The 20,332-nt window shown below is 69.4% G+C and carries 18 protein-coding genes, 1 tRNA gene and 1 pseudogene; 4 read left to right on the top strand and 16 right to left on the bottom strand.

Translation table 11 applies throughout. The annotated features are described in order from the left end of the window. Window positions 1-193: 193 nt before the first annotated feature. The 3 genes from QE388_RS13240 to QE388_RS13230 form a co-directional block, all read right to left on the bottom strand. A complete protein-coding gene (locus QE388_RS13240) occupies window positions 194-1,228 on the bottom strand; it encodes a ribose-phosphate diphosphokinase (protein ID WP_307385737.1) in 1,035 nt (344 codons plus the stop codon). Continuing rightward, window positions 1,218-2,666 (bottom strand): bifunctional UDP-N-acetylglucosamine diphosphorylase/glucosamine-1-phosphate N-acetyltransferase GlmU, encoded by a 1,449-nt coding sequence (gene glmU / locus QE388_RS13235; RefSeq protein ID WP_307385736.1) that lies wholly within the window; start codon window positions 2,664-2,666, stop codon window positions 1,218-1,220. The genes QE388_RS13240 and glmU overlap by 11 nt, the downstream gene beginning before the upstream one ends. 1 nt (window position 2,667) lies before the next feature. Then, window positions 2,668-2,739, bottom strand: a tRNA-Gln gene (locus tag QE388_RS13230). Window positions 2,740-2,872: 133 nt separating this feature from the next. Between QE388_RS13230 and QE388_RS13225 the strand changes: the two genes are divergently transcribed. After that, window positions 2,873-3,325, top strand: a complete 453-nt coding sequence (locus QE388_RS13225; protein ID WP_050901880.1) for a MarR family winged helix-turn-helix transcriptional regulator — start codon at window positions 2,873-2,875, stop codon at window positions 3,323-3,325. Then, window positions 3,322-3,834, top strand: coding sequence for a hypothetical protein (locus QE388_RS13220; protein ID WP_275801775.1), 513 nt, complete (start codon window positions 3,322-3,324; stop codon window positions 3,832-3,834). The genes QE388_RS13225 and QE388_RS13220 overlap by 4 nt, the downstream gene beginning before the upstream one ends. A 22-nt stretch (window positions 3,835-3,856) precedes the next feature. Here the strand turns inward: QE388_RS13220 and QE388_RS13215 are convergent, their stop codons facing one another. From QE388_RS13215 to mgrA, 8 genes and pseudogenes are all read right to left on the bottom strand, one after another. Beyond that, complete coding sequence (locus QE388_RS13215; RefSeq protein WP_307385735.1) at window positions 3,857-5,647, bottom strand: ABC-F family ATP-binding cassette domain-containing protein; 1,791 nt, start codon at window positions 5,645-5,647, stop codon at window positions 3,857-3,859. Between the two features lie 113 nt (window positions 5,648-5,760). Next, entirely contained in the window at window positions 5,761-6,678 is a 918-nt protein-coding gene (locus tag QE388_RS13210; RefSeq protein WP_275801773.1) for an ABC transporter substrate-binding protein, read from the bottom strand. A 38-nt stretch (window positions 6,679-6,716) separates the two neighbouring features. Next, window positions 6,717-7,475, bottom strand: coding sequence for an ABC transporter permease (locus tag QE388_RS13205; RefSeq protein ID WP_275801772.1), 759 nt, complete (start codon window positions 7,473-7,475; stop codon window positions 6,717-6,719). After that, on the bottom strand, window positions 7,472-8,152 hold the full coding sequence (locus tag QE388_RS13200; RefSeq protein WP_275801771.1) for an ABC transporter permease: 681 nt from the start codon (window positions 8,150-8,152) through the stop codon (window positions 7,472-7,474). Before QE388_RS13200 ends, QE388_RS13205 begins: the two co-directional genes overlap by 4 nt. Continuing rightward, window positions 8,149-8,973: an ABC transporter ATP-binding protein gene (locus tag QE388_RS13195; RefSeq protein WP_307385734.1), complete on the bottom strand. Its 825-nt coding sequence runs from the start codon at window positions 8,971-8,973 to the stop codon at window positions 8,149-8,151. The genes QE388_RS13200 and QE388_RS13195 overlap by 4 nt, the downstream gene beginning before the upstream one ends. A gap of 13 nt (window positions 8,974-8,986) precedes the next feature. Then, window positions 8,987-9,289: a DUF427 domain-containing protein gene (locus QE388_RS13190; protein ID WP_013586035.1), complete on the bottom strand. Its 303-nt coding sequence runs from the start codon at window positions 9,287-9,289 to the stop codon at window positions 8,987-8,989. Between the two features lie 136 nt (window positions 9,290-9,425). After that, a pseudogene (locus QE388_RS13185) lies at window positions 9,426-10,353 on the bottom strand (4-(cytidine 5'-diphospho)-2-C-methyl-D-erythritol kinase). Beyond that, window positions 10,350-11,417 carry an L-glyceraldehyde 3-phosphate reductase gene (gene mgrA, locus QE388_RS13180; RefSeq protein WP_307385733.1) on the bottom strand — a complete coding sequence of 356 codons (1,068 nt, stop codon included), beginning with the start codon at window positions 11,415-11,417 and terminating at the stop codon, window positions 10,350-10,352. Before mgrA ends, QE388_RS13185 begins: the two are co-directional and overlap by 4 nt. Window positions 11,418-11,530: 113 nt before the next feature. Here mgrA and QE388_RS13175 point away from each other — a divergent pair, with 113 nt between their 5' ends. Beyond that, window positions 11,531-13,111, top strand: coding sequence for a stealth family protein (locus tag QE388_RS13175; protein WP_307385732.1), 1,581 nt, complete (start codon window positions 11,531-11,533; stop codon window positions 13,109-13,111). On the opposite strand, the gene QE388_RS13170 is transcribed toward QE388_RS13175, so the two are convergent. Continuing rightward, window positions 13,062-13,997, bottom strand: coding sequence for a phosphodiesterase (locus tag QE388_RS13170; protein ID WP_307385731.1), 936 nt, complete (start codon window positions 13,995-13,997; stop codon window positions 13,062-13,064). The two genes, QE388_RS13175 and QE388_RS13170, sit on opposite strands and share 50 nt — an antisense overlap. A gap of 313 nt (window positions 13,998-14,310) precedes the next feature. Beyond that, entirely contained in the window at window positions 14,311-15,150 is an 840-nt protein-coding gene (gene rsmA / locus QE388_RS13165) for a 16S rRNA (adenine(1518)-N(6)/adenine(1519)-N(6))-dimethyltransferase RsmA (RefSeq protein ID WP_307385730.1), read from the bottom strand. A gap of 96 nt (window positions 15,151-15,246) precedes the next feature. Between rsmA and QE388_RS13160 the strand changes: the two genes are divergently transcribed. Then, window positions 15,247-16,665, top strand: coding sequence for a sugar porter family MFS transporter (locus QE388_RS13160; RefSeq protein ID WP_363372221.1), 1,419 nt, complete (start codon window positions 15,247-15,249; stop codon window positions 16,663-16,665). Between the two features lie 189 nt (window positions 16,666-16,854). Here QE388_RS13160 and QE388_RS13155 read toward each other — a convergent pair whose 3' ends face one another. From QE388_RS13155 to rsmI, 3 genes are all read right to left on the bottom strand, one after another. After that, window positions 16,855-17,760 (bottom strand): TatD family hydrolase, encoded by a 906-nt coding sequence (locus QE388_RS13155; RefSeq protein ID WP_307387139.1) that lies wholly within the window; start codon window positions 17,758-17,760, stop codon window positions 16,855-16,857. A gap of 107 nt (window positions 17,761-17,867) precedes the next feature. Further along, window positions 17,868-19,442, bottom strand: coding sequence for a methionine--tRNA ligase (gene metG, locus QE388_RS13150; RefSeq protein ID WP_307385729.1), 1,575 nt, complete (start codon window positions 19,440-19,442; stop codon window positions 17,868-17,870). A 50-nt stretch (window positions 19,443-19,492) separates the two neighbouring features. Beyond that, entirely contained in the window at window positions 19,493-20,311 is an 819-nt protein-coding gene (gene rsmI, locus QE388_RS13145; RefSeq protein ID WP_307385728.1) for a 16S rRNA (cytidine(1402)-2'-O)-methyltransferase, read from the bottom strand. Window positions 20,312-20,332 lie beyond the last annotated feature (21 nt).

Genomic DNA, 20,332 nt, shown 5'->3' with positions numbered 1-20,332 from the left:
TGCAACCTATGAGAGACCCTGCGGCGCAGTGGGCGGGGAACCCCGTACCGTCGCGCGGAGATCTCGGGCGACACGCCGGGTCACGGCATCCGGAACCGGCGTGTCGGCCCCGGACTCCGCCTGACGGTACAGCCACGAGGGAAACGAACTCAGCCGCCTCCCGTAAGGAGACGGCTGAGCGACGGAGGAACGCTTACGCGTCGCCGCCGAACATGCTCGTGACCGAGCCGTCCTCGAAGACCTCGTGGATCGCGCGCGCGAGCAGCGGCGCGATCGGCAGCACCGTGAGACCGGGGAAGCGGCGCTCCGCGGGCAGCGGCACGGTGTCGGTGACGACCACCTCGTCGATCGCGGGATCCTGCAGGCGTTCGCTCGCGGGATCGCTGAAGATCGCGTGCGTGGCGGCGACGATGACCTTGCGCGCGCCGTTGGCCTTGAGCGCCTGCGCGGCCTTCTGGATGGTCCCGCCGGTGTCGATCATGTCGTCGACCAGCAGGCAGGTACGGCCCTTCACGTCACCGACGATCTCGTGGACCGAGACCTGGTTGGCGACCTTCGGGTCACGACGCTTGTGGATGATCGCCAGCGGCGCCCCCAGGCTGTCGGACCACGTGTCGGCGACGCGCACGCGCCCCATGTCGGGCGAGACGACCGTGAGGGTGTCGCGGTCCTCGCCGGAGAGTCCCTGCTCGAAGTGCTCGAGGAGGACGGGCTTGGCGAACAGGTGGTCGACCGGACCGTCGAAGAAGCCCTGGATTTGTGCCGCGTGCAGGTCGACGCTCATGATGCGGTCGGCTCCGGCGGTCTTCAGCAGGTCGGCGACGAGCCGGGCGCTGATGGGCTCGCGACCACGGCCCTTCTTGTCCTGACGCGAGTACGGGAAGTACGGCGCGACCACGGTGATGCGCTTGGCCGAGGCGCGCTTGAGCGCGTCGAGCATGATGAGCAGCTCCATGAGCCACTCGTTGACCGGCGGCCCGAACGACTGCACGACGAAGACGTCGCAGCCGCGGATCGACACCTCGAAGCGGGTGTAGATCTCACCCGAGGCGAAGGTGCGGTGCTCGGTGGGAGCGAGCTCGGTGCCGAGGTGCTCGGCGACCTGCTTCGCCAGCTCGGGGTGGGAGCGCCCCGAGGCGACGACGAGTCGTTTCTTGGTCTTGGCGACGAGCCCGGGGGCGATGCCGTTGTCGCGGTCGAGGTCTACACGATTCTTCTTACGAGCCATCGGCCGCTTCCTGTTCAGCCCGAGCCCGTGCGGCCACATCGGCCGCTGCGGTGCCCGGTCGGTTCTTCTCGACCCACCCCTCGATGTTGCGCTGAGGTGCAACGCTGAGGGCCAGCGCGCCGGGCGGGACGTCCTTGCGGATGACCGCACCGGCACCCGTCTTGGCGCCGTCTCCAATCGTAACCGGCGCGACGAAGACGTTGTGCGAGCCGCTGTGCACCTCGTCGCCGATCACGGTGCGGTGCTTGGTGAGGTCGTCGTAGTTCGCGGTGATCGCGCCGGCGCCGAGGTTGACGCCGCGACCGATGTCGGTGTCACCGATGTACGACAGGTGCGGAACCTTGCTGCCCTCGCCGATCGACGAGTTCTTGACCTCCACGAACGTGCCGACCTTGCCTTTCACGCCGACCCGGGCGTTCGCACGCAGGTAGGCGAAGGGGCCGACGGTCGCTCCGGCCTCGATGACGGCGAGCGTGCCGTCGGTGCGGGTGATCGTCGCGTCCTCGCCCACCTCGCAGTCGGTGAGCGTCGTGTCGGGGCCGATCGTCGCCCCCGACGCGATGACGGTGGCCCCGCGCACGTGCGTGTTCGGCAGGATCGTGACGTCGGGCGCCAGTGTCGCGGTCACGTCGATCCAGGTGGTCGCGGGGTCGACGACCGTGACTCCCTCCAGCTGCCAGCGACGGACGGTTCGCGCGTTGAGCGTGCGGCCCGCTTCCGACAGCTGGACACGGTCGTTGACCCCGAGCGCCGCAGCGGCGTCGGAGGTGACGGATGCCGCGACCCCGAGGTGCGCGTCCCGGAGCAGACCGACCACGTCGGTGAGGTACTTCTCGCCCTGGGCGTTGTCGGTCCCAACGAGCGCGAGCTGGGTCCGAAGCGGTGACGCCTGGAAGACGTAGACCCCGACGTTGATCTCGGTGACCGCTGCTTCGTCGGCCGTGGCGTCTTTCTGCTCGACGATCCGGCGCACGCCGTCGGTCTCGTCGCGCAGGATGCGGCCGTACCCGAAGGGCTGGTCGACGCGCGCACTGAGCAGGGTCACGGCGGTGCCGCCGGAGCGATGGGTGGCGAGCAGCTCGGTGAGGGTGCCCGTCTCGAGCAACGGCACATCGGCGCTCAGCACCAGCACGTCGCCCTCGAATCCCTCGAGGGCGCCGAGCGCCGCCTCGACCGCGCGGCCGGTGCCGGGGACATCGTCCTGATCGACGACGACGACCCCGGGGGCGAGCTCGGCGACGGTGGCGGCGACCTGCTCGCGTTCGTGCCGGACGACCACCACGATGCGCGCGGGATCGAGGGATGCCGCCGTGTCGAGGACATGCCCGACCAGGGGGCGGCCGCCCACGGGATGCAGCACCTTGGGGAGGCGGGATCGCATACGCGTGCCTTGGCCCGCAGCGAGGACGACGACGGCGAGCTCGGTCGTTGAGGTCATGCTCCGCCGCCAGGATTCGAACCTAGACCTAACAGCTCCAAAGGCTGTCGTGCTGCCGTTACACCACGGCGGACCGTGCCCGCGGGCACCGGTCAAGTCTGCCAGACCCGTCAGCCGCGCGTCGGCGCGCCGCACGCTCTCGCCATAATGAGACCGTGAGCACGAACCGGGACAGCGACGAGGTCGACCGCATCGTCGACGCCTGGATGCGCCAACGCCCCGACCTCGACTTCTCTCCCCTCGAGGTGCTCTCGCGCGTCGCGCGCCTCTCGCGTCACCTCGACATCGCCCGGAAGGAAGCCTTCCGCCGCAGTGACATCGAGTCGTGGGAGTGGGATGTCCTCTCGGCGTTGCGGCGCGCGGGCGAGCCGTACCAGCTCAGCCCGAAGCAACTCCTGCAGCAGACGCTCGTCTCGAGCGGCACGATGACCAACCGCATCGACCGGCTCGTCGCCCGCCGGTTCGTGCGGCGCGAATCCGACCCCGGCGATGGACGGAGCATTCTCGTGACCCTGACCGACGACGGCCGTGTGCGTGTCGACGCCGCGATCACCCGCCTGGTCGACGCCGAAGCGCTGCTTCTCGACGGCCTGTCGCGCAGCGACCGCGACCGTTTGGCCACCCTGCTGCGCAAGCTGAGCATGGGATTCGACGCGTGACCGACACCGCCGCGGCCGCCACCATGTGGGACCGATTCAAAGCGTGGCTCGACGTGCGCTTCCGCTCCCCCGCGGCCATCTACGGCCTCATCGTCTACGCGTCGTTCATCACGATCGCCGACGACCACGCCGACTCACCCTGGGAACTGCTCGGGGCATCCGTCTTCCCCCTGCTGGTCTTCTACATCGCCCACGTCTTCGCTCACACCCTGACCGAGCACGGTACGCACGGCCTGCGCCACTCGACGCGCGAGGCGATGCGGCACGCCGCCGGAATGCTCTACGCGTCGCTGCCCGCCGCGCTCTGCCTCGTGTGGGCGGGGATGACGAACGCCTCGGTCGACGACGCCTCGGACTGGACCGCCTTGGCAACGATCATCGTGCTCGCGATCCTCGGCTACAACGCCTACCGTCGCCGCGGATCCCGGCTCGTGTTCCGTCTCGTCGGAGCCCTGTCGACCGCCGTGCTCGGGGTGTTCATCGTCGTGCTCGAGACGATGGTGCACTGACGCGCGTCCTCGGCGCCGCGGGTCAGCCGATCGCCTCGGTGAGCTCGAACCACCGCATCTCGAGCTCGTCGCGCTCGGCCTCGAGACCCGAGATGCGCTGCATCTCCTTGCCGAGACCGACGTAGTCGCCCTGGTCGTGCTCGGCGAGCGCCGCCTTGGCCCGGTCGATCTGCTGCTGCAGCTTCTCGATCTTGCGCTCGGTGGCGGATGCCTCCTTCTGCGCCGCGCGAAGGTCGGCGCCCTGGAGGCCCCTGGATGCCGCGGCCCCAGCCGCCGTCGACCGCGAGGGCTCGGCATCCTGAAGTGCCCGGAGCCGCAGGTACTCGTCCACTCCACCGGGGAGGTGGCGGAGCTTGGCATCCAGGATCGCGTACTGCTGATCGGTGACGCGCTCGAGGAAGTACCGGTCGTGGGAGACGACGATGAGCGTGCCGGACCACGAGTCCAGCAGGTCTTCCATCGCCGCGAGCATGTCGGTGTCGAGGTCGTTGGTCGGCTCGTCGAGGATCAGCACGTTGGGCTGGTCGAGCAGGATCAACAGGAGCTGCAGACGCCGCTTCTGTCCGCCCGAGAGGTCTTTCACCGGCGTCGAGAGCTGCGCGCTCGAGAACCCGAGCCGCTCGAGCAGCTGGCCCGGGGTGAGCTCTTGCGCCTTGGACCCCGCGCCGAAGGAGTACGTGGTGCGGAGCCCCGCGATGACGACGCGCACCGGGTCGTTCAGGTGCTGCTCGAGTTCGTCGAGACGCTGGGTGAGGGTCGCGACCTTGACGGTCTTCCCGCGCTTCACGCGACCGCTCGTGGGTTCGAGCGTGCCGGTGATGAGGCTGAGGAGCGTCGACTTGCCCGCGCCGTTCACCCCGAGGATGCCGGTGCGCTCCCCCGGCGCGATGCGCCACTCGACGTCCTTCAGCACCGTCTTGTCGCCGAACGCGACGCCCGCGTCGAGAAGATCGACGACGTCCTTGCCCAGGCGTGCGACCGCGAGCGACTGCAGCGCCACCTTGTCGCGGATCTCCGGAACATCGGCGATGAGCTCGTTCGCGGCGTCGATGCGGAACTTCGGCTTCGACGTGCGGGCGGGCGCGCCGCGGCGCAGCCACGCGAGCTCTTTGCGGGCGAGGTTCTGCCGACGCTGTTCGATGGATGCCGCCTGGCGGTCGCGCTCGACACGCTGCAGGATGTACGCCGCGTAACCGCCCTCGAAGGGCTCGACGATGCGGTCGTGCACCTCCCACGTGGTGTTGCAGATCTCGTCGAGGAACCACCGGTCGTGCGTGACGACCAGGAGTCCGCCCGCACTCGGCGCCCAGCGCTTCTTGAGGTGCCCGGCGAGCCAGGTGATGGCCTCGACGTCGAGGTGGTTGGTGGGCTCGTCGAGGAACAGCACGTCCCAGTCGCCTGAGAGCAGCCTCGCCAGCGCGACGCGGCGTCGTTGGCCGCCGGAGAGGTCGCCGAGACGCGCGTCCCACGGCAGGTCGCCGAGCAGCCCCGCGATCACATCACGCGTGCGCGCGTCTCCCGCCCACTCGTGCTCGGCGCGGTCGCCGACGACCGCGTGGCCGATGGTGTCGTCGTCGTCGAGCGTGTCCTGCTGATCGAGGACGCCCACGGTCACTCCCCCGCGCACCGTCACGCGACCGCCGTCGGGCTCGCGGATGCCCGCGAGCATGCCGAGCAGGCTCGACTTGCCGTCGCCGTTGCGACCGACGATGCCGATGCGATCGCCCTCGTTCACGCCGAGCGAGACGGAGTCGAAGACGACCTTGGTCGGGTATTCCAGGTGCAGGGCTTCGCCCCCGAGCAGATGTGCCATATCCGTCCCAGGCTACGCGGTGCCCGGCCCCCGGCGCGCGTGGTGCTCCCGGCATCCGGAAACGACGACGGGGTCGCCCGGCGAACCGGACGACCCCGTCGGAGCGGAGAGGCTCAGAGGCCGTTGGCCGAGAGCCATTCCTTCGCGATGTCGGCGGACGACTTCTGGTCGACCTTGGACTCGACGTTGAGTGCGACGAGGCCCTCGGTCGTGAGCTTCGCGCTGACCTTGTTCAGCACGTCGGACACCTCGGGCGCAATGTTCGCATTCACGACCGGCACGACGTTCGACGCGAGGAACAACCCCTTGGGGTCGGTCAGCGTGACGAGGTTGTCGGTCTTGATACGGGGGTCGGCCGTGTAGACGTTCGCGACCTGGACCGTGCCGGCGACGAGGTCGTCGACCGTGGTGTCGCCGGTGGCCGAGAACTGCACGCTGACGCCATAGGTCGACTGCAGACCCGTCGGCCCGTAGGGGCGCTCGGCGAGCTCGAGGTTGCCTCCGAGGGTGAGACCCGAGGTCACCTTGGCGAGGTCGGCGATCGAAGTGAGACCGTTCGCGTCGGCGAAGGCCTTGGTGACGGTGTACGAGTCCTGGTCGGTCGCGGGCGACTGGTCGAGGACCTCGAGGCCCTCGGGAAGGGCGGCGGGCAGCGCCTTGTAGACGTCCTCCGAGGTGCGGGCGGTGGTGTCCTTCTCGAAGAACTGCAGGAGGTTGCCGGTGTACTCGGGGAAGACCGAGACGGTGCCGTCCTCGAGCAACGGGATGTAGGCGTCGCGCTGACCGATCTGGAACTGGCGGGTCACCGTCTTGCCCGCGCCCTCCAGGGCCTGGGCGTAGATCTCGGCGATGATCTCGTTCGAGTAGTACGCCTGCGAGCCGACGACGATCGTGGCGGACGAGGCCGAGGCGTCGCCGCCGCCGTTGCTGAGGGGGTCGCTCGACCCGCCGCTGCAACCGGCGAAGGCGAGGGAGGCGACCGCGAGGCCGGCGAAGAGGCCGAGGCCCTTCCGGGTTCGTGCTGTGAACATGGGTGCTCTCTTTCCTGGTGATTCGGGAATCGGATGGATCAGGGGGTCGCCGGGGGCGCTGCGGGCGATCCCACGGCGAGAGCTTCGGCACGGCGACGGCGGGCTGAGCGTCGCCGGGGCTGGGCGGCACCGGCGACACGGATGCCGCGGGGCACCACGAGGTGCTGAAGAAGGGCGAAGAGCCCGTCGGTGACGAGCGCGAGCGCGGCGACGAGGATCGCGCCGCCGATGAGCATGTCGAAGCGGCGGAGTGGAATCGCGGCCACGATGTACTGGCCGAGCCCGCCGAGGCCGATGTAGGCCGCGATCGTGACCGTGGCCAGCACCTGAAGGGTCGCGGCGCGGATGCCGCCGACCAGCAGCGGCAGCCCGAGGGGGACCTCGATGCGCCAGAAGACCTGCATCTGGGTCATGCCCATCGAGCGCCCCGCGTCGATCACGCGACGGTCGATCGCCTCGAGGCCCGTGTAGGCGCCGGCGAGGAGCGAAGGGATCGCGAGGATGACGAACGAGATGACCGCCGCCTCGGGCTTGTGCAGCACCCCGAGGAGCAGCGTCAGCAGGATCAGCAGGCCGAACGACGGGATCGCGCGCGCCGCCCCCGAGATCGCGACCGCGGTCTCGCGTCCCTTGCCGGTGTGACCGATGAACCAGCCGAGCGGGATGGCGATCGCCCCCGCGACGACGACCGCGATGAGCGTGTACACGAGCTGCACGCCCAGCGCCGTGCCGAGCGGGTCGTAGGGACTCTGATCGCCCGAGAAGATCCACGCGAACGCCTCGCCGATGAGGTTCATGCCTTCACCAGCGTGCGGTTGGAGATGCGCGACACGGTCCGTGCACCCCGCGTCCACGGCATGAGCAGACGCCCGGCGAGAACGAGGAGCAGATCGACGACGAGAGCGATCACCACGACCGCGATCACCCCGGCGAACACCTCGGGGATGATGCGGCGCTGGAGGCCGTTCGTGAACAGGTAACCGAGGTTCTGGATGCCGACGAGGATGCCGACCGTCGCGAGCGCGATCGTGCTGGCCGAGGTCACACGTAGCCCCGCGAGCACCACGGGACCGGCGAGCGGGAACTCCACCGCCCAGAACCGACGGAACGACCCGTAGCCGATCGCCGTGGCCGCCTGGCGCACCCCGGCATCCACCGAATCCAGGCCGTCGGCGACGGCGCGAACGAGGATCGCCACCGCGTAGATCGCGAGCGCGACGACGAGGTTGTTCTCGCTGATGATGCTGTACCAGCCGGTGATAACGGGGACGAGGATCAGAAGGGCGAGTGAGGGGATCGTGTAGAGCAGGCCGGTGATCGTGATCACGCTGCTGCGGACGAGGCGATAGCGCCACGCGACCCACCCGATCGGAATGCTCACGACGAAGCCGACGACCAGGGCGATGAGGCTCTGACGCAGGTGCACCAGGGTCAGTTCCCCGATCAGCTCGAGATTGTTGACGACCCAGTTCACGGGTGGGAGTCCTCCACGAGAGCGCCCTGCGTGCGCCCCTCGGCATCCACAACGACCGTCCCGCGTGACGTCTGCTTGAGGTGCAGGGCGCGCTTGCCTTTGACGGCACCGATGAAGCTCGCCACGAAGTCGGATGCCGGGTTCTCGACGATCTCGCTCGGAGAGCCGACCTGCGCGATGTGGGCGCCCTTCTCGAGGATCACGACCTGATCGCCGAGGAGGAACGCCTCGTCGATGTCGTGCGTGACGAAGACGATGGTCTTGCCGATCTCGCTCTGCAGGCGCAGGAGCTCCTGCTGCAACTCGTCGCGGACGATCGGGTCGACCGCGCCGAACGGCTCGTCCATGAGGAGGATGTTGGGGTCGGCGGCCAGCCCGCGGGCCACGCCCACGCGCTGCTGCTGACCGCCGGAGAGCTGGCTGGGGTAGCGGTCGGCCATCGCGGTGTCGAGGCCCACGGTCTCCATGAGCTCGAGCGCCCGCTTGCGCGCGGTCTTGCGGCTCTGTCCCTGGAGCACGGGGACGGTGGCGATGTTGTCGGCGACGGTGAAGTGCGGCAGGAGACCGGAGTTCTGCATGACGTAGCCGATGCTGCGGCGCAGCTGCACCGCGGGCTTTCCCCCGATGTCGTCGCCGTCGATCGAGATCGTGCCGGAGGAAGGCTCGACCATCCGGTTGATCATCCGCAGCAGCGTCGTCTTGCCGCAGCCGGAGGATCCGACCAGCACGGTCGTCTTGCGCGAAGGGATGACGAGGCTGAACTCATCGACGGCGCGGGTGCCGTCGGGGAAGACCTTCGAGACGGTCGAGAACTCGATCATGCTGTGCCCGACCTCAGTCGGAGACCACGACCTTGCGGTCGAAAGCCACGTAGCCGGCGAAGTCGGTGCCGACGCGCTCCACCGCGCCGGGGCGCAGGTCGGGGTACGACCAGGCGCCGTCGGCGAGCTCCGCCCCGTCGAGCGAGACGTTCCAGTACTGCACCTCGCCCTTCCACGGGCAGGTGTACGGAGTGGGGCTCTCGTTCAGGGCGCCCTCGCGCACAGCGCGCGGCGGGAAGTACCAGTTGCCCTCGATCGACACCACGTCGTCGCGGTCGGCTTCGGCGATCACGACGCCGTCGAGCACTGCCTTCATGGCGAACCCCTTTCGTGGTGTCCCGCGGGCACGGCACCCAGCGGTGGATTGACCACCTCCCGAGAGGCTAACCGGGCGGATGCTGCGCAAAACGAACATTGCCCCGTGTGACGGGCTGGTCTAGGGTGCGGGTCGGTCAGAGGACGCGGGCGCCGCCGACAGGCCCGTGGACGTGCAACGCGACGAGCCCGGCGGCGCTCAACGTGACCTGCAGATCGATCGCCGACTCCTCGTCGGCCGCGAGGAACGCGAGCGTCGGCCCCGACCCGGACACGAGGCCGGCGAGGGCTCCAGAGCTCTCGCCGCGCTCGAGCACCCGAGCGAGGTCGGGGCGGAGATGGAGGGCGGGCGCCTGCAGGTCGTTGCGCAGCGAGGCGGCGAGCATTTCGGCCGTCGCCCTGGCGCAGCGCGTGGAGAATCTCGGGTGCCACCGCGGGCACCCGGGGCGCCGGTCCGATGTCGACGGCGTGGCGCTCGCGATGCGCGTCGAGCTCGCCGTAGACCACGGGGGTCGACATGCCGATCTCGTTCGGCACCAGGACCCAGTCGAAACGGCCACGGGCCAGGGCGGGGCTGAGCTCGTCGCCGCGCCCGGTTCCGACCGCCGTCCCGCCGAGCAGGGCGAACGGCACGTCGGCTCCGAGCTGGGCCGCGAGGCGCACCAGCTCCGAGGTCGGCATCCCGAGCCCCCAGAGGGCGTCGCACGCGACGAGAGCCGCCGCTGCGTCCGCGGAGCCGCCTCCCATGCCGCCGGCCACGGGCACGGCCTTGACGATCGAGAGGTGCACCCCGCGATCGATCCCCGCGGTCTCGGCCAGCAGACGGGCCGCCCGCACCGCCAGATTGCGGTCGTCGGTGGGCACCCCGTCGATGTCGACGGGACCCCGCGCGGACACCTCGAGCGTGAAATCGTCGGCCGCGGTGGCGGTCATCTCCTCGTAGAGCGAAACGGCCTGGTACGCCGTGGCCACATCGTGGTAGCCGTCGTCCTTGACGTCGCCGACCTCGAGGAAGACGTTGATCTTGCCCGGGGCACGGACGCGGACCGATTCAGCGGAGCTCATGATGACGACGACGCCCGCCAGAGGTCGACGTCGGCGGCCTCGGACAGCGCGTCGATGCGCTCCAGCTCTTCGGTGTCGAACGCCGGGCCCTCGAGCGCGGCGAGGTTCTCGTCGAGCTGCTGCGTCCGCGAGGCGCCGATGAGGGCGGATGCCACGGTCTCATCGCGCAGCACCCATTGCAGCGCCATCTGCGCCAGGGTCTGCCCGCGCTCCTTCGCGATGACGTTCAGGCTCCGCAGCGCCGAGAGGGCGGCATCCGTCAGCATCCGGTCGGGCAGGGAAGAACGCTTCTGGGAGCGGTCGGCCTGACCGTCGCCGAGGTACTTGTCGGTGAGGAGCCCCTGCGCCAGGGGCGTGAAGGCGATCGCGCCCATGCCCTCCTGCCGGAGCGTGGAGGTGAGCCCGTCCTCGACCCAGCGGTTGAGGATCGAGTACGACGGCTGGTGGATCACCAGCGGCGTGCCGAGCGAGCGGGCCACGGCGGCGGCCTCGGCGGTGCGCTCGGCGCTGTACGACGAAATGCCGACGTAGAGCGCCTTGCCCTGCCGGACGAGCGTATCGAGGGCGCCGATCGTCTCTTCGATGGGGGTCACCGGGTCGACGCGGTGCGAGTAGAAGATGTCGACGTAGTCGACGCTCATGCGCTTCAGCGACTGGTCGGCGCTCGCCAGGAGGTACTTGCGCGATCCCCAGTTGCCGTAGGGCCCGGGCCACATGTCGTAGCCGGCCTTCGACGAGATGATCAGCTCGTCGCGATACCGGCCGAAGTCCTCGCGCATCATGCGGCCGAAGTTCGTCTCGGCCGAGCCGTACGGCGGGCCGTAGTTGTTCGCGAGGTCGAAGTGCGTGATGCCGCGGTCGAAAGCGTGACGAAGCACCTCGCGCTGGCGGTCGAAGGGCACGTTGTCGCCGAAGTTCCACCACAATCCGAGGGAGATCGGGGGGAGGAAGAGGCCGCTCCGACCGACCTGCCGGTATGCGACACTGGAATATCGCGCATCCCGCGCGCTGTAAGGCCGGTGAAGGTCAGGTACGTCCGGGCCGAATCGAGCGGGATCAGTCACTCTTCGACAGTAGCGCGCCCACCCCCCTGCTTCGGCCCCGATGCCGAAACGCTCCCGTAACGCCGAGTATCTACGGTGTACGGATTCACCATCGACCCCTGAGGAGGCCGCACATGCGCTCGATCGTTCCCCTTCCGATCGACACCGACCCCTGGCGGGCGCTCCTTTCGCGACCCGATATCCGGATGCTGGACGGCATCCTCCACGTCATCGACGACGCGTCCACCCCATCGGATGCCGAGCGAGACGACCTGCTGACCGTCGCCGAGGCCGTCGAAGCCGCCGGCGTCTCCGTGATGCTCGTTCGCGACGCCAACCGGCGGCCGAAGCTCGTCGTCGACACGGTCGACGCGGATGCCGCTCTCGCCGCTCTGCGCGACCCCGAGCTGGGTCCGATCTACCTCAAGGCGCGTGGCGAGGACCCGGTCCCTGCTCACAGCGTCGCCCCCTCCCCCGGCTCGGTGGAGGCGTACGCCGTCTTCCGTCCGCGCACCTCGACCGAGGGCTCGTACCGGTACGGAGCGGCCCTCGCCCCGCGGCTGGAGTTCTGGCGGTTCGGCGAGAAGACCATCGAGGCTCCGCGCCCGAGCGCCCTCACCCGCCGCCGCTTCGCGCGGGCCGACCTCGACCTCGTCGAGATCGAGCGGTACGGCCGCCGGTGGCAGACGGTCGCGGGCATGTTCGACCCGCACCCGAAAGAGTTCGTCGGCGACATCGACATGGTGTTCTCGTGGGTCGACGGGTCGTCGAGCGAGTTCCAGCGGCAGCGCGCCGCACGCATGCAGGGCTACGTCGTGGGCGACGGCGACGACAACGCCGCCCGCTACCGACAGGTCGACGAACTGCGGTACGCGCTGCGGAGCGTCCACATGTACGCGCCCTGGGTGCGCCGCATCTTCATCGCGACCGACTCCCCGACCCCGGAGTGGCTCGCGGACCACCCCAAGGTCACGATCGTGCGCAGCGAGGAGTTCTTCGCCGACCCCTCGGTGCTCCCGACGCACAACTCGCACGCCGTCGAGGCGCAGCTTCACCGCATCCCCGGGCTCGCCGAGCACTTCCTCTACAGTAACGACGACATGTTCTTCGGTCGCCCCGTCACCCCCGAACTGTTCTTCAGCGGCGGCGGCGTGAGCCGTTTCGTCGAGAGCGGCATCCGGATCGGCAGCGGCGCCCCGCACGTGGACCGCTCGGGCCACGACAACGGTCTGCGCGTGAACCGGGCGCTGCTGAAGGAGCGCTTCGGCCGGGTGATCACGCTCGACCTGGAGCACTGCGCGACGCCGCTGCGCCGCTCCGTGGCGTTCGAGCTCGAGCAGGAGTTCGCCGACGACTACGCGCGGACGGCCGCGAGCCGTTTTCGTTCGGCCACCGACATCTCGGTCACGAACAGCCTCTACCACTACTACGCGCTGGCCACGGGCCGCGCGGTCGTCACGACCGAGCCGCGCACGCGCTACGTCCAGACGACGCAGCTCGATTCGCTGCGCACGATGGAGCGTCTCGTCTCGCGCCGCGACACCGACATGTTCTGCCTCAACGACGGGAGCGTGCCCGAGATCCCCGAGGAGGTGCGGGTGCCCGCGCTCCGCGCGTGCCTCGAGCGCTACTTCCCGATCGCGGCCCCGTGGGAGAAGACGAGCGTCAGCGCAGAACCGGCAGCGGCGTCGTCGGCGGCGACACCCGCCCACTGAGTCCGCGGTTCGCCGGGACCTCGATGCCGGCGTCACGGAGGCGCCGCTGCGACTCGGCGGCATCCACGTACTGGAGGGCGTCGCTGGTCGCGAGCGGCACCACGGAATGCACGATGGTCTCGTCGTAGACGTGCACGATGTTGAAGCCCTGCGCCGCGTCCTGGGGGCGGGTTCCGCCGACGGGAACCATCAGGTCCTGCGTGTAGCAGGTGGCTGAGGCCACCGACACCGGGATACCGGCGAACGTGGCGAAAGTCGAGTAGTGCAGGTGTCCGGCGAGGATCGTGCGGACGTCGGATCCGCGCAGCACGGCGGCGAGGCTCCGCTGGTCGCGCAACTCCACCGACGCGGCGAGATCGAGCACGCTCGGGACCGGCGGGTGGTGCATGGCGAGGATCGTGCCGAGCGGAGCGGGCGTCGACAGCACGTCCGCGAGCCAGGCGAGCTGGTCGGCGGTGACCTCGCCGTGGTGGGCACCGGGGACGGACGTGTCGAGCGTGACGATGCGCAGACCGTCGAACTCGTCGACGCGGTCGACGGGCGCCGTGGCATCGGCCGCGTCGCCGGGAAGCAGATGCGAGCGGAACGTCGCACGGTCGTCGTGGTTGCCCATGACCCACACGACCCGCGTCTCGAGACGCGCGGCGAGCGGCTCGACGAGTGCGCGCACCCGGTCGTAGGCGTCGGCCTCACCGAAATCGGCGAGGTCTCCCGTGAACACCAGGGCATCGGGACGGACCCCGGAGGCCTCGATCGCGGCGACCGCGCGGGCGAGGTACGCCTCGGAGTCGACGTCGTCGTAAAGCGGCGCCCCGCCGGCGCGCAGGTGGGTGTCGCTCAGGTGCAGCAGCACCCTCTCGGCTCGGGGGTACTCGGCGTAACGCATCTCGTTCCTCTCGGGTCGTCGGGTACGACCTCGCGACCGGCGTGATGCTCCCGGCTTGCCCTGGAATGTTACAGGCATGTTTCGGGAACGCGCGATGAACACGGTGAGAATTTCACCTGCGGCCGCTCGTCGCCCGGCGTGCGCTGGCGCGCGAGCGGCGGGCCGCGGCGGTCGAGGTGGTCAGGATGCAGGAGCGATCGCTCCGCTCGACGCGCTGGAGCCCCACGAGGCTTCACGGGCCCCACCGATCATGCAGATGAACCATGAACGGCACGAGGGCACCGGGTGACGGCTCAGCGTCGAGCCGGCCGCCTCAGAGAGCCGCGATACGCGCGTAGTCGTCGACCGTCAGCTGCTCGCCGCGGAGAGTGGGGTCGACGCCTGCCCGCTCAAGCTGGAGCGAGGCCTCGGCTGCGGTTCCACCGAGAACGCCGGACAGCGCCTGGCGGAGCATCTTGCGCCGCTGCTGGAAGGCGGCATCCACGATCTGGAACGTTCGGCGCCGGTGCTCCTCGGTGCCGCGGGGTTCGGCATCCCGTTCGAAAGCGACCAGCACGCTGTCGACGTTCGGGACGGGCCAGAAGACCTGACGCGACACCGTGCCCGCCAGCCGCCACGAGCCGTACCAGGCGGCCTTGACGCTCGGGGCGCCGTAGACCTTCGAGCCGGGAGGGGCGGCGAGGCGCTCCCCCACCTCGGCCTGGACCATGACGACCCCGCTGCGCAGGTAGGGGAACGTCTCGAGGAAGTGCAGCAGCACGGGCACCGAGACGTTGTACGGGAGGTTCGCGACGAGCACGCCCGGCTCGCCCGGGAGCGAGTCGACGCGGAGAGCATCGGCGTCGATCACGGTGAGACGGTCCGCGGGGACGTCGTGGGCCGCGGCGGTGACGGGCAGCCGCTCCGCGAGCCGGTGGTCGATCTCGACCGCGACCACCGAGGCGCCCGTCTCGAGGATCGCGAGTGTGAGCGAACCGAGACCCGGCCCGATCTCGACGACACGGTCGGATGCCGAGACCCCGGCCACCTGGACGATCTTGCGCACCGTGTTCGCGTCGACGACGAAGTTCTGCCCGAGCTTCTTGGTCGGGGTGACGTCGAGCTCGGTGGCGAGTCGGCGGATCTCGGCGGCACCGAGGAGGGAAACGGGCATTGTTCCACTGTAGTCAGCCTCCCGCCACCCGCCGGGTGACAGGAGTACGTTGAGCGGGTGAGTCAGACGCAGTCGATACCCGCAAACGCCTTCACCATGCGGAGCCCCTTCGGTCGAAGAGCCATCGTGCTCTCGGTCGCCGCCGCGGTGGGCGGGTTCCTCTTCGGCTTCGACTCCTCCGTGATCAACGGTGCCGTCCAGTCGATCGAGACCGAGTACACGAAGGTGCCGACCCTCACCGGCTTCGTCGTCGCGATCGCCCTCATCGGGTGCGCGATCGGCGCGATCGCCGCCGGTGCCCTGTCGGACCGCTTCGGTCGCCTCAAGGTCATGATGGTCGGCGCCGTGCTCTTCCTGGCGTCGTCGATCGGATCGGCACTGACGTTCAGCGTCCTGGACTTGACGATCTGGCGCGTGATCGGCGGTCTCGGCATCGGCATCGCCTCGGTGGTCGCACCAGCCTACATCGCCGAGGTCGCGCCCCGGCAGATCCGCGGCAGCCTCGCATCGCTGCAGCAGCTCGCGATCACCCTCGGTATCTTCGCCGCCCTGCTCAGCAACGCCCTCCTCGTGGGAGCTGCGGGGGGCACCGCCGACAACCAGCTCTGGTGGGGCCTCGAGGCCTGGCGCTGGATGTTCCTGGTCGGTGTGGTCCCCGCCGCCGTCTACGGCCTTCTCGCGTTCACGATGCCCGAGTCTCCGCGCTTCCTGCTCGCGCGCGGGCGCGCCGACGAAGCCCGCGCGATCTTCGCGCGCCTGGTGCCGCCGGCCGACCTCGACAAGACCATCAACGAGCTGACGAGCGCGATCGAGACCGACCGCAAGAACAAGGGGGCGTCGCTCGCCGGCAAGGCCCTCGGTCTTCAGCCGATCGTGTGGATCGGCATCATCCTGTCGGTGTTCCAGCAGTTCGTCGGCATCAACGTGATCTTCTACTACTCCACGAGCCTCTGGCGCGCGGTCGGCTTCGACGAGAGCGACTCGTTGCTGATCGGCGTCATCACCTCGGTGACCAACGTGCTCGTGACTCTCATCGCGATCTGGCTCGTCGACCGGGTCGGCCGCAAGCCGCTCCTGCTCGTCGGGTCCGCACTGATGGCCCTGTCGCTCGGCGCGATGGCCCTGGCGTTCTCGTTCGCCACGGGCTCGGGCCAGGACGTCTCGCTCCCGGGCATCTGGGCACCGGTCGCCCTCGTGGCGGCGAACCTCTTCGTCGTCGGCTTCGGCGCCTCGTGGGGTCCACTGGTGTGGGTGCTGCTCGGCGAGATCTTCCCCAGCCGCATCCGCGGAAAGGCGCTCGGTGTCGCCGCCGGTGCGCAGTGGCTCGCGAACTTCCTCGTCTCGTGGACCTTCCCGCAGCTGGCCGACTGGTCGCTCGCGATCACCTACGGCGGGTACGCGTTCTTCGCCGCCCTGTCGTTCGTCTTCGTCCTGTGGAAGATTCCCGAGACCAAGGGCATGGAGCTCGAGCAGACCGAGACACTTTTCGTCCGCAAACCGAAGAAAACCGCCTGAGAGGACCGAAACATGACCAACAACTCGAAGTCGCACGAAGAGATCCGCGAAGAGCGCGAGGCGGCTCAGAAGGAGAAGGACCGTCTGGAGCGCGCCGAAGAAGCCCGTCTCGACGACGAGAAGCGCTGAGCTCGACGCAAAACGCGAAAGCCGGCATCCCGCGGGGTGCCGGCCTTCGTCGTGGCGGCGTCAGAACTCGCCGTAGACCTCGATCGTGTTCGCCGCGATCTGCGCGCCGAGCTCGTCGGCATCCATCCCCCGCTCGGACGCGAGGAAGCGCAGAGTGACAGGGATCAGATACGGGGCGTTCGGGCGCCCGCGGTAGGGCGCGGGAGTCAGGAACGGGGCGTCGGTCTCGACGAGGATGCGCTCGAGGGGGGTTACCGCGAGGGCGTCGCGCAGGTTCTGCGCGTTCTTGAACGTGACGTTGCCGGCGAACGAGAGGTAGTAGCCGCGGTCGGCGGCGATCCGCGCCATCTCGGCATCGCCGGAGAAGCAGTGGAACACGGTCTTGTCGGGTGCGCCGACGCGCTCGAGGGTTTCGAGCACGGCGTCGTGGGCGTCGCGATCGTGGATCTGCATGGCGATCCCGTGCTTCTTCGCGAGCGCGATGTGCGCCTCGAACGAGCGGAGCTGAGCCGGGATGCCATCGGCCTCGGTGCGGAAGAAATCGAGCCCCGTCTCGCCGATCGCCCGCACGCGCGGAGCGGCCGCGAGTTCGTCGATGACCGCGATCGCGGCATCCAACTCGCCGGCGCGTTCGTAGACGGGAGCCTCGTTCGGGTGGATCGCCACGGCGGCGAGCACACGCGGATGTGTCGCGGCCGCCCACGCCGACCAGCGCGACGAGTCGACGTCGCCGCCGGCCTGGACGACGCCGTGCACACCCACGGCGAGGGCGCGCTCGAGCTGTTCATCCAGCGACAAACCGTGCATGGTCCCTGAGCCCGTCGAAGGGCCGTCCTCGATCTCGAGGTGCGTGTGGTTGTCATAGACCGGGATGCCGAGAGGCTCGGGCGCTGGCGGGTAGCTCACGTCGCGCCGGCCATCGGTCGAGCGCTCCCGCACGTACTGGCTCGGGTCGCCGCCTTCGATGGTGCCGCGGGGCCGCTCGACCGGGGTGGCGCCGGGGGCGGACCCTTCGACAAGCTCAGGGAACGCCGCGGGATCCGGGACCGCCGCGGGATCCGGGGCCGACGTACTCACGCCTGCTCGACGCGCGGGAACAGCGGCGAAAGCCCGTTGACCGACGAGCCGGGACGCAGCACGCCCCACTCTCCGGCGTCGCGCAGCCGCTGGTCGTGCAGTCGCCCGATGCTCTCGGCGGCGCCCAGCGCGATCCACAGCTTCTCGGTCGCGATCGGCATGACCGGCGACAGCAGCACGGCGAGCGCGCGAAGTCCCTCGGCGGCCGTGTACAGCACCGTGCCGAGGCGCTCGCGCTTCTCGGGGTCTTTCGCCAGGGCCCACGGCTCGTTGTCCGTGATGTAGCCGTTCAGCGCGTCGACGATCGTCCAGATCGCCGCGATCGCCTCGTCGATGCGGAACTTCTCGATGGCCGCGTCGGCGTTCGTCGCGGCATCCGCCACCGTCTGCTGGATCGCTCGGTCGATCTCGGTCGTCTCGCCGGCCGGCGGGACGATCCCTTCGAAGTACCGCTCGATCATGGCGATCGTGCGGGATGCCAGGTTGCCGAAGCCATTGGCCAGCTCGGCCTGGTAGCGGGCCGAGAGGTCTTCCCACGAGAACGAGCCGTCCTGCCCGAACGCGATCGCAGACAGGAAGTAGAAGCGGTACGCGTCGGAGCCGAAGACGTCGGTGATCTCGGTCGGGGCGATGCCGGTGAGCTTCGACTTCGACATCTTCTCGCCGCCGACGAGCAGCCAGCCGTGCGCGAAGACGCCGCGCGGCACCTCGAGGCCCGCGGCCATGAGCATCGCGGGCCAGATGACGGCGTGGAAGCGCAGGATGTCTTTGCCGACCACGTGATAGGCGGGCCAGCGGCGCGCGAACTGCTCGGGATCGTTGCCGTAGCCGACGGCCGTGGCGTAGTTGAGGAGCGCGTCGACCCACACGTAGATGACGTGCGCGTCATCCCAGGGCACCTGGATGCCCCAGTCGAACGTCGACCGCGAGATCGACAAGTCTTTCAGACCGTTCTTGACGAAGGAGACGACCTCGTTGCGCGCCGACTCCGGGCGCACGAAGTCGGGCTCGGTCTTGTACAGCTCGAGCAGGCGGTCCTGGAACTCGCTGAGCTTGAAGAAGTAGTTCTTCTCTTGCAGCAGTTCGAGCGGCTTCGAGTGGATCGCGCAGACCTTGAGTCCCTCGAAGGGACCCTCGCCGTCGACGATCTCGGCCTCGGTCTTGAACTCCTCGCACCCGACGCAGTAGAGCGCCTCGAACTCGCCGGCGTAGATGTAGCCCCGGTCGTAGAGCGCCTGCACGAATTTGGCGACGCGCTCCTCGTGACGGGGCTGGCTCGTGCGGATGAAGTCGTCGTTGGCGACGTCGAGCGTCTTCAGCAGAGGGAACCACGACTCGCCCACGAGCTTGTCGACCCACTCCTGCGGGGTGTGGTTGTTCGCGGCCGCGGCACGCATCATCTTCTGGCCGTGCTCGTCGGTGCCGGTCAGCATCCATGTGTCGTCACCGGCCTGGCGGTGCCAGCGCGCGAGCGTGTCCACGGCCACGGTCGTATAGCCGTGGCCGATGTGGGGGACGTCGCTCGGGTAGTAGATCGGCGTCGTGATGTAGAAAGATCGGCCGGAAGTCACCTGAGGATTCTACGGGGAGGCACCGACACGACCGACCGTGTGACGGGGCCTCAGCGCTTGACCGCGAGCCCCGCCTGGTAGAGCTCGCGCGACGAGTGACCGGTCAGCGACGCCACCTCGGACACCGCCTCCTTGAGCCGCGCGCCGCCGCGCACGAGTTCGAGCACTTGGGTCACGGCATCCGGGAACGCCACCTCGCGCGCCGTGGCACCGCCGACGACGATCGCGATCTCGCCCCGCACGCCCTCGGCCGCCCACGCGGCGAGCTCGACGAGCGTGCCCCGCTTGACCTCTTCGTACAGCTTCGTCAGCTCGCGGCAGACCGCGGCGGGACGATCGGCGCCGAAGGTCGCGACGAGGTCGTCGAGAGTGGATGCCAGTCGCGACGGCGACTCGAAGAAGACCAGGGTCCGCTCCTCCGACGCCAACTGCGCGAAGGCGCGGCGCCGCTCCCCGGGCTTGCGGCGAGGGAAGCCCTCGAAGGCGAAACGGTCGGTGGGCAGCCCCGCGACGGCGAGAGCCGTGACCACCGCGCTGGGCCCGGGAAGAGCAGTGACCGTCACGCCCGCGGCGGCAGCCGCCGCGACCAGGCCGAAACCGGGGTCGCTCACGGTGGGCATGCCGGCGTCGCTGAGCACGAGGAGGTCATCTTCGCGCGCGAGCTCGACGAGCTCGGCTGCGCGCTCCTTCTCGTTGTGATCGTGCAGGGCGATCAGGCGCGGGCGGTTCTCGACGCCGAGGCCCGCGAGCAGGCGCTGGGTCGTGCGGGTGTCTTCGGCCGCGACGACCGTGGCGTTCTCGAGCGCCTCGATCAGACGGCGCGACGCGTCACCCAGGTTGCCGATCGGGGTGGCCGCAAGGATGATCACCGTTCCACCTTAGGCTGGGGC

It is taken from the genome of Microbacterium sp. SORGH_AS_0969 (assembly GCF_030818255.1).
In the GTDB taxonomy this organism is placed as follows: Bacteria; Actinomycetota; Actinomycetes; order Actinomycetales; family Microbacteriaceae; genus Microbacterium.
The sequence above is the reverse complement of the archived record's forward strand: the minus strand, read 5'-3'. Positions and strand labels throughout refer to the sequence as shown.

Excerpts from the sequence above, each read along its gene's own strand:
- QE388_RS13240 (WP_307385737.1), bottom strand. The coding sequence starts at position 1,228 with ATGGCTCGTAAGAAGAATCGTGTAGACCTCGACCGCGACAACGGCATC.
- QE388_RS13225 (WP_050901880.1), top strand. The coding sequence starts at position 2,873 with ATGCGCCAACGCCCCGACCTCGACTTCTCTCCCCTCGAGGTGCTCTCG.
- QE388_RS13175 (WP_307385732.1), top strand. The coding sequence starts at position 11,531 with ATGCGCTCGATCGTTCCCCTTCCGATCGACACCGACCCCTGGCGGGCG.
- QE388_RS13160 (WP_363372221.1), top strand. The coding sequence starts at position 15,247 with ATGCGGAGCCCCTTCGGTCGAAGAGCCATCGTGCTCTCGGTCGCCGCC.
- glmU (WP_307385736.1), bottom strand. The coding sequence starts at position 2,666 with ATGACCTCAACGACCGAGCTCGCCGTCGTCGTCCTCGCTGCGGGCCAA.
- QE388_RS13195 (WP_307385734.1), bottom strand. The coding sequence starts at position 8,973 with ATGATCGAGTTCTCGACCGTCTCGAAGGTCTTCCCCGACGGCACCCGC.
- QE388_RS13215 (WP_307385735.1), bottom strand. The coding sequence starts at position 5,647 with ATGGCACATCTGCTCGGGGGCGAAGCCCTGCACCTGGAATACCCGACC.
- QE388_RS13190 (WP_013586035.1), bottom strand. The coding sequence starts at position 9,289 with ATGAAGGCAGTGCTCGACGGCGTCGTGATCGCCGAAGCCGACCGCGAC.
- rsmA (WP_307385730.1), bottom strand. The coding sequence starts at position 15,150 with ATGCCCGTTTCCCTCCTCGGTGCCGCCGAGATCCGCCGACTCGCCACC.
- QE388_RS13210 (WP_275801773.1), bottom strand. The coding sequence starts at position 6,678 with ATGTTCACAGCACGAACCCGGAAGGGCCTCGGCCTCTTCGCCGGCCTC.
- QE388_RS13205 (WP_275801772.1), bottom strand. The coding sequence starts at position 7,475 with ATGAACCTCATCGGCGAGGCGTTCGCGTGGATCTTCTCGGGCGATCAG.
- QE388_RS13170 (WP_307385731.1), bottom strand. The coding sequence starts at position 13,997 with ATGCGTTACGCCGAGTACCCCCGAGCCGAGAGGGTGCTGCTGCACCTG.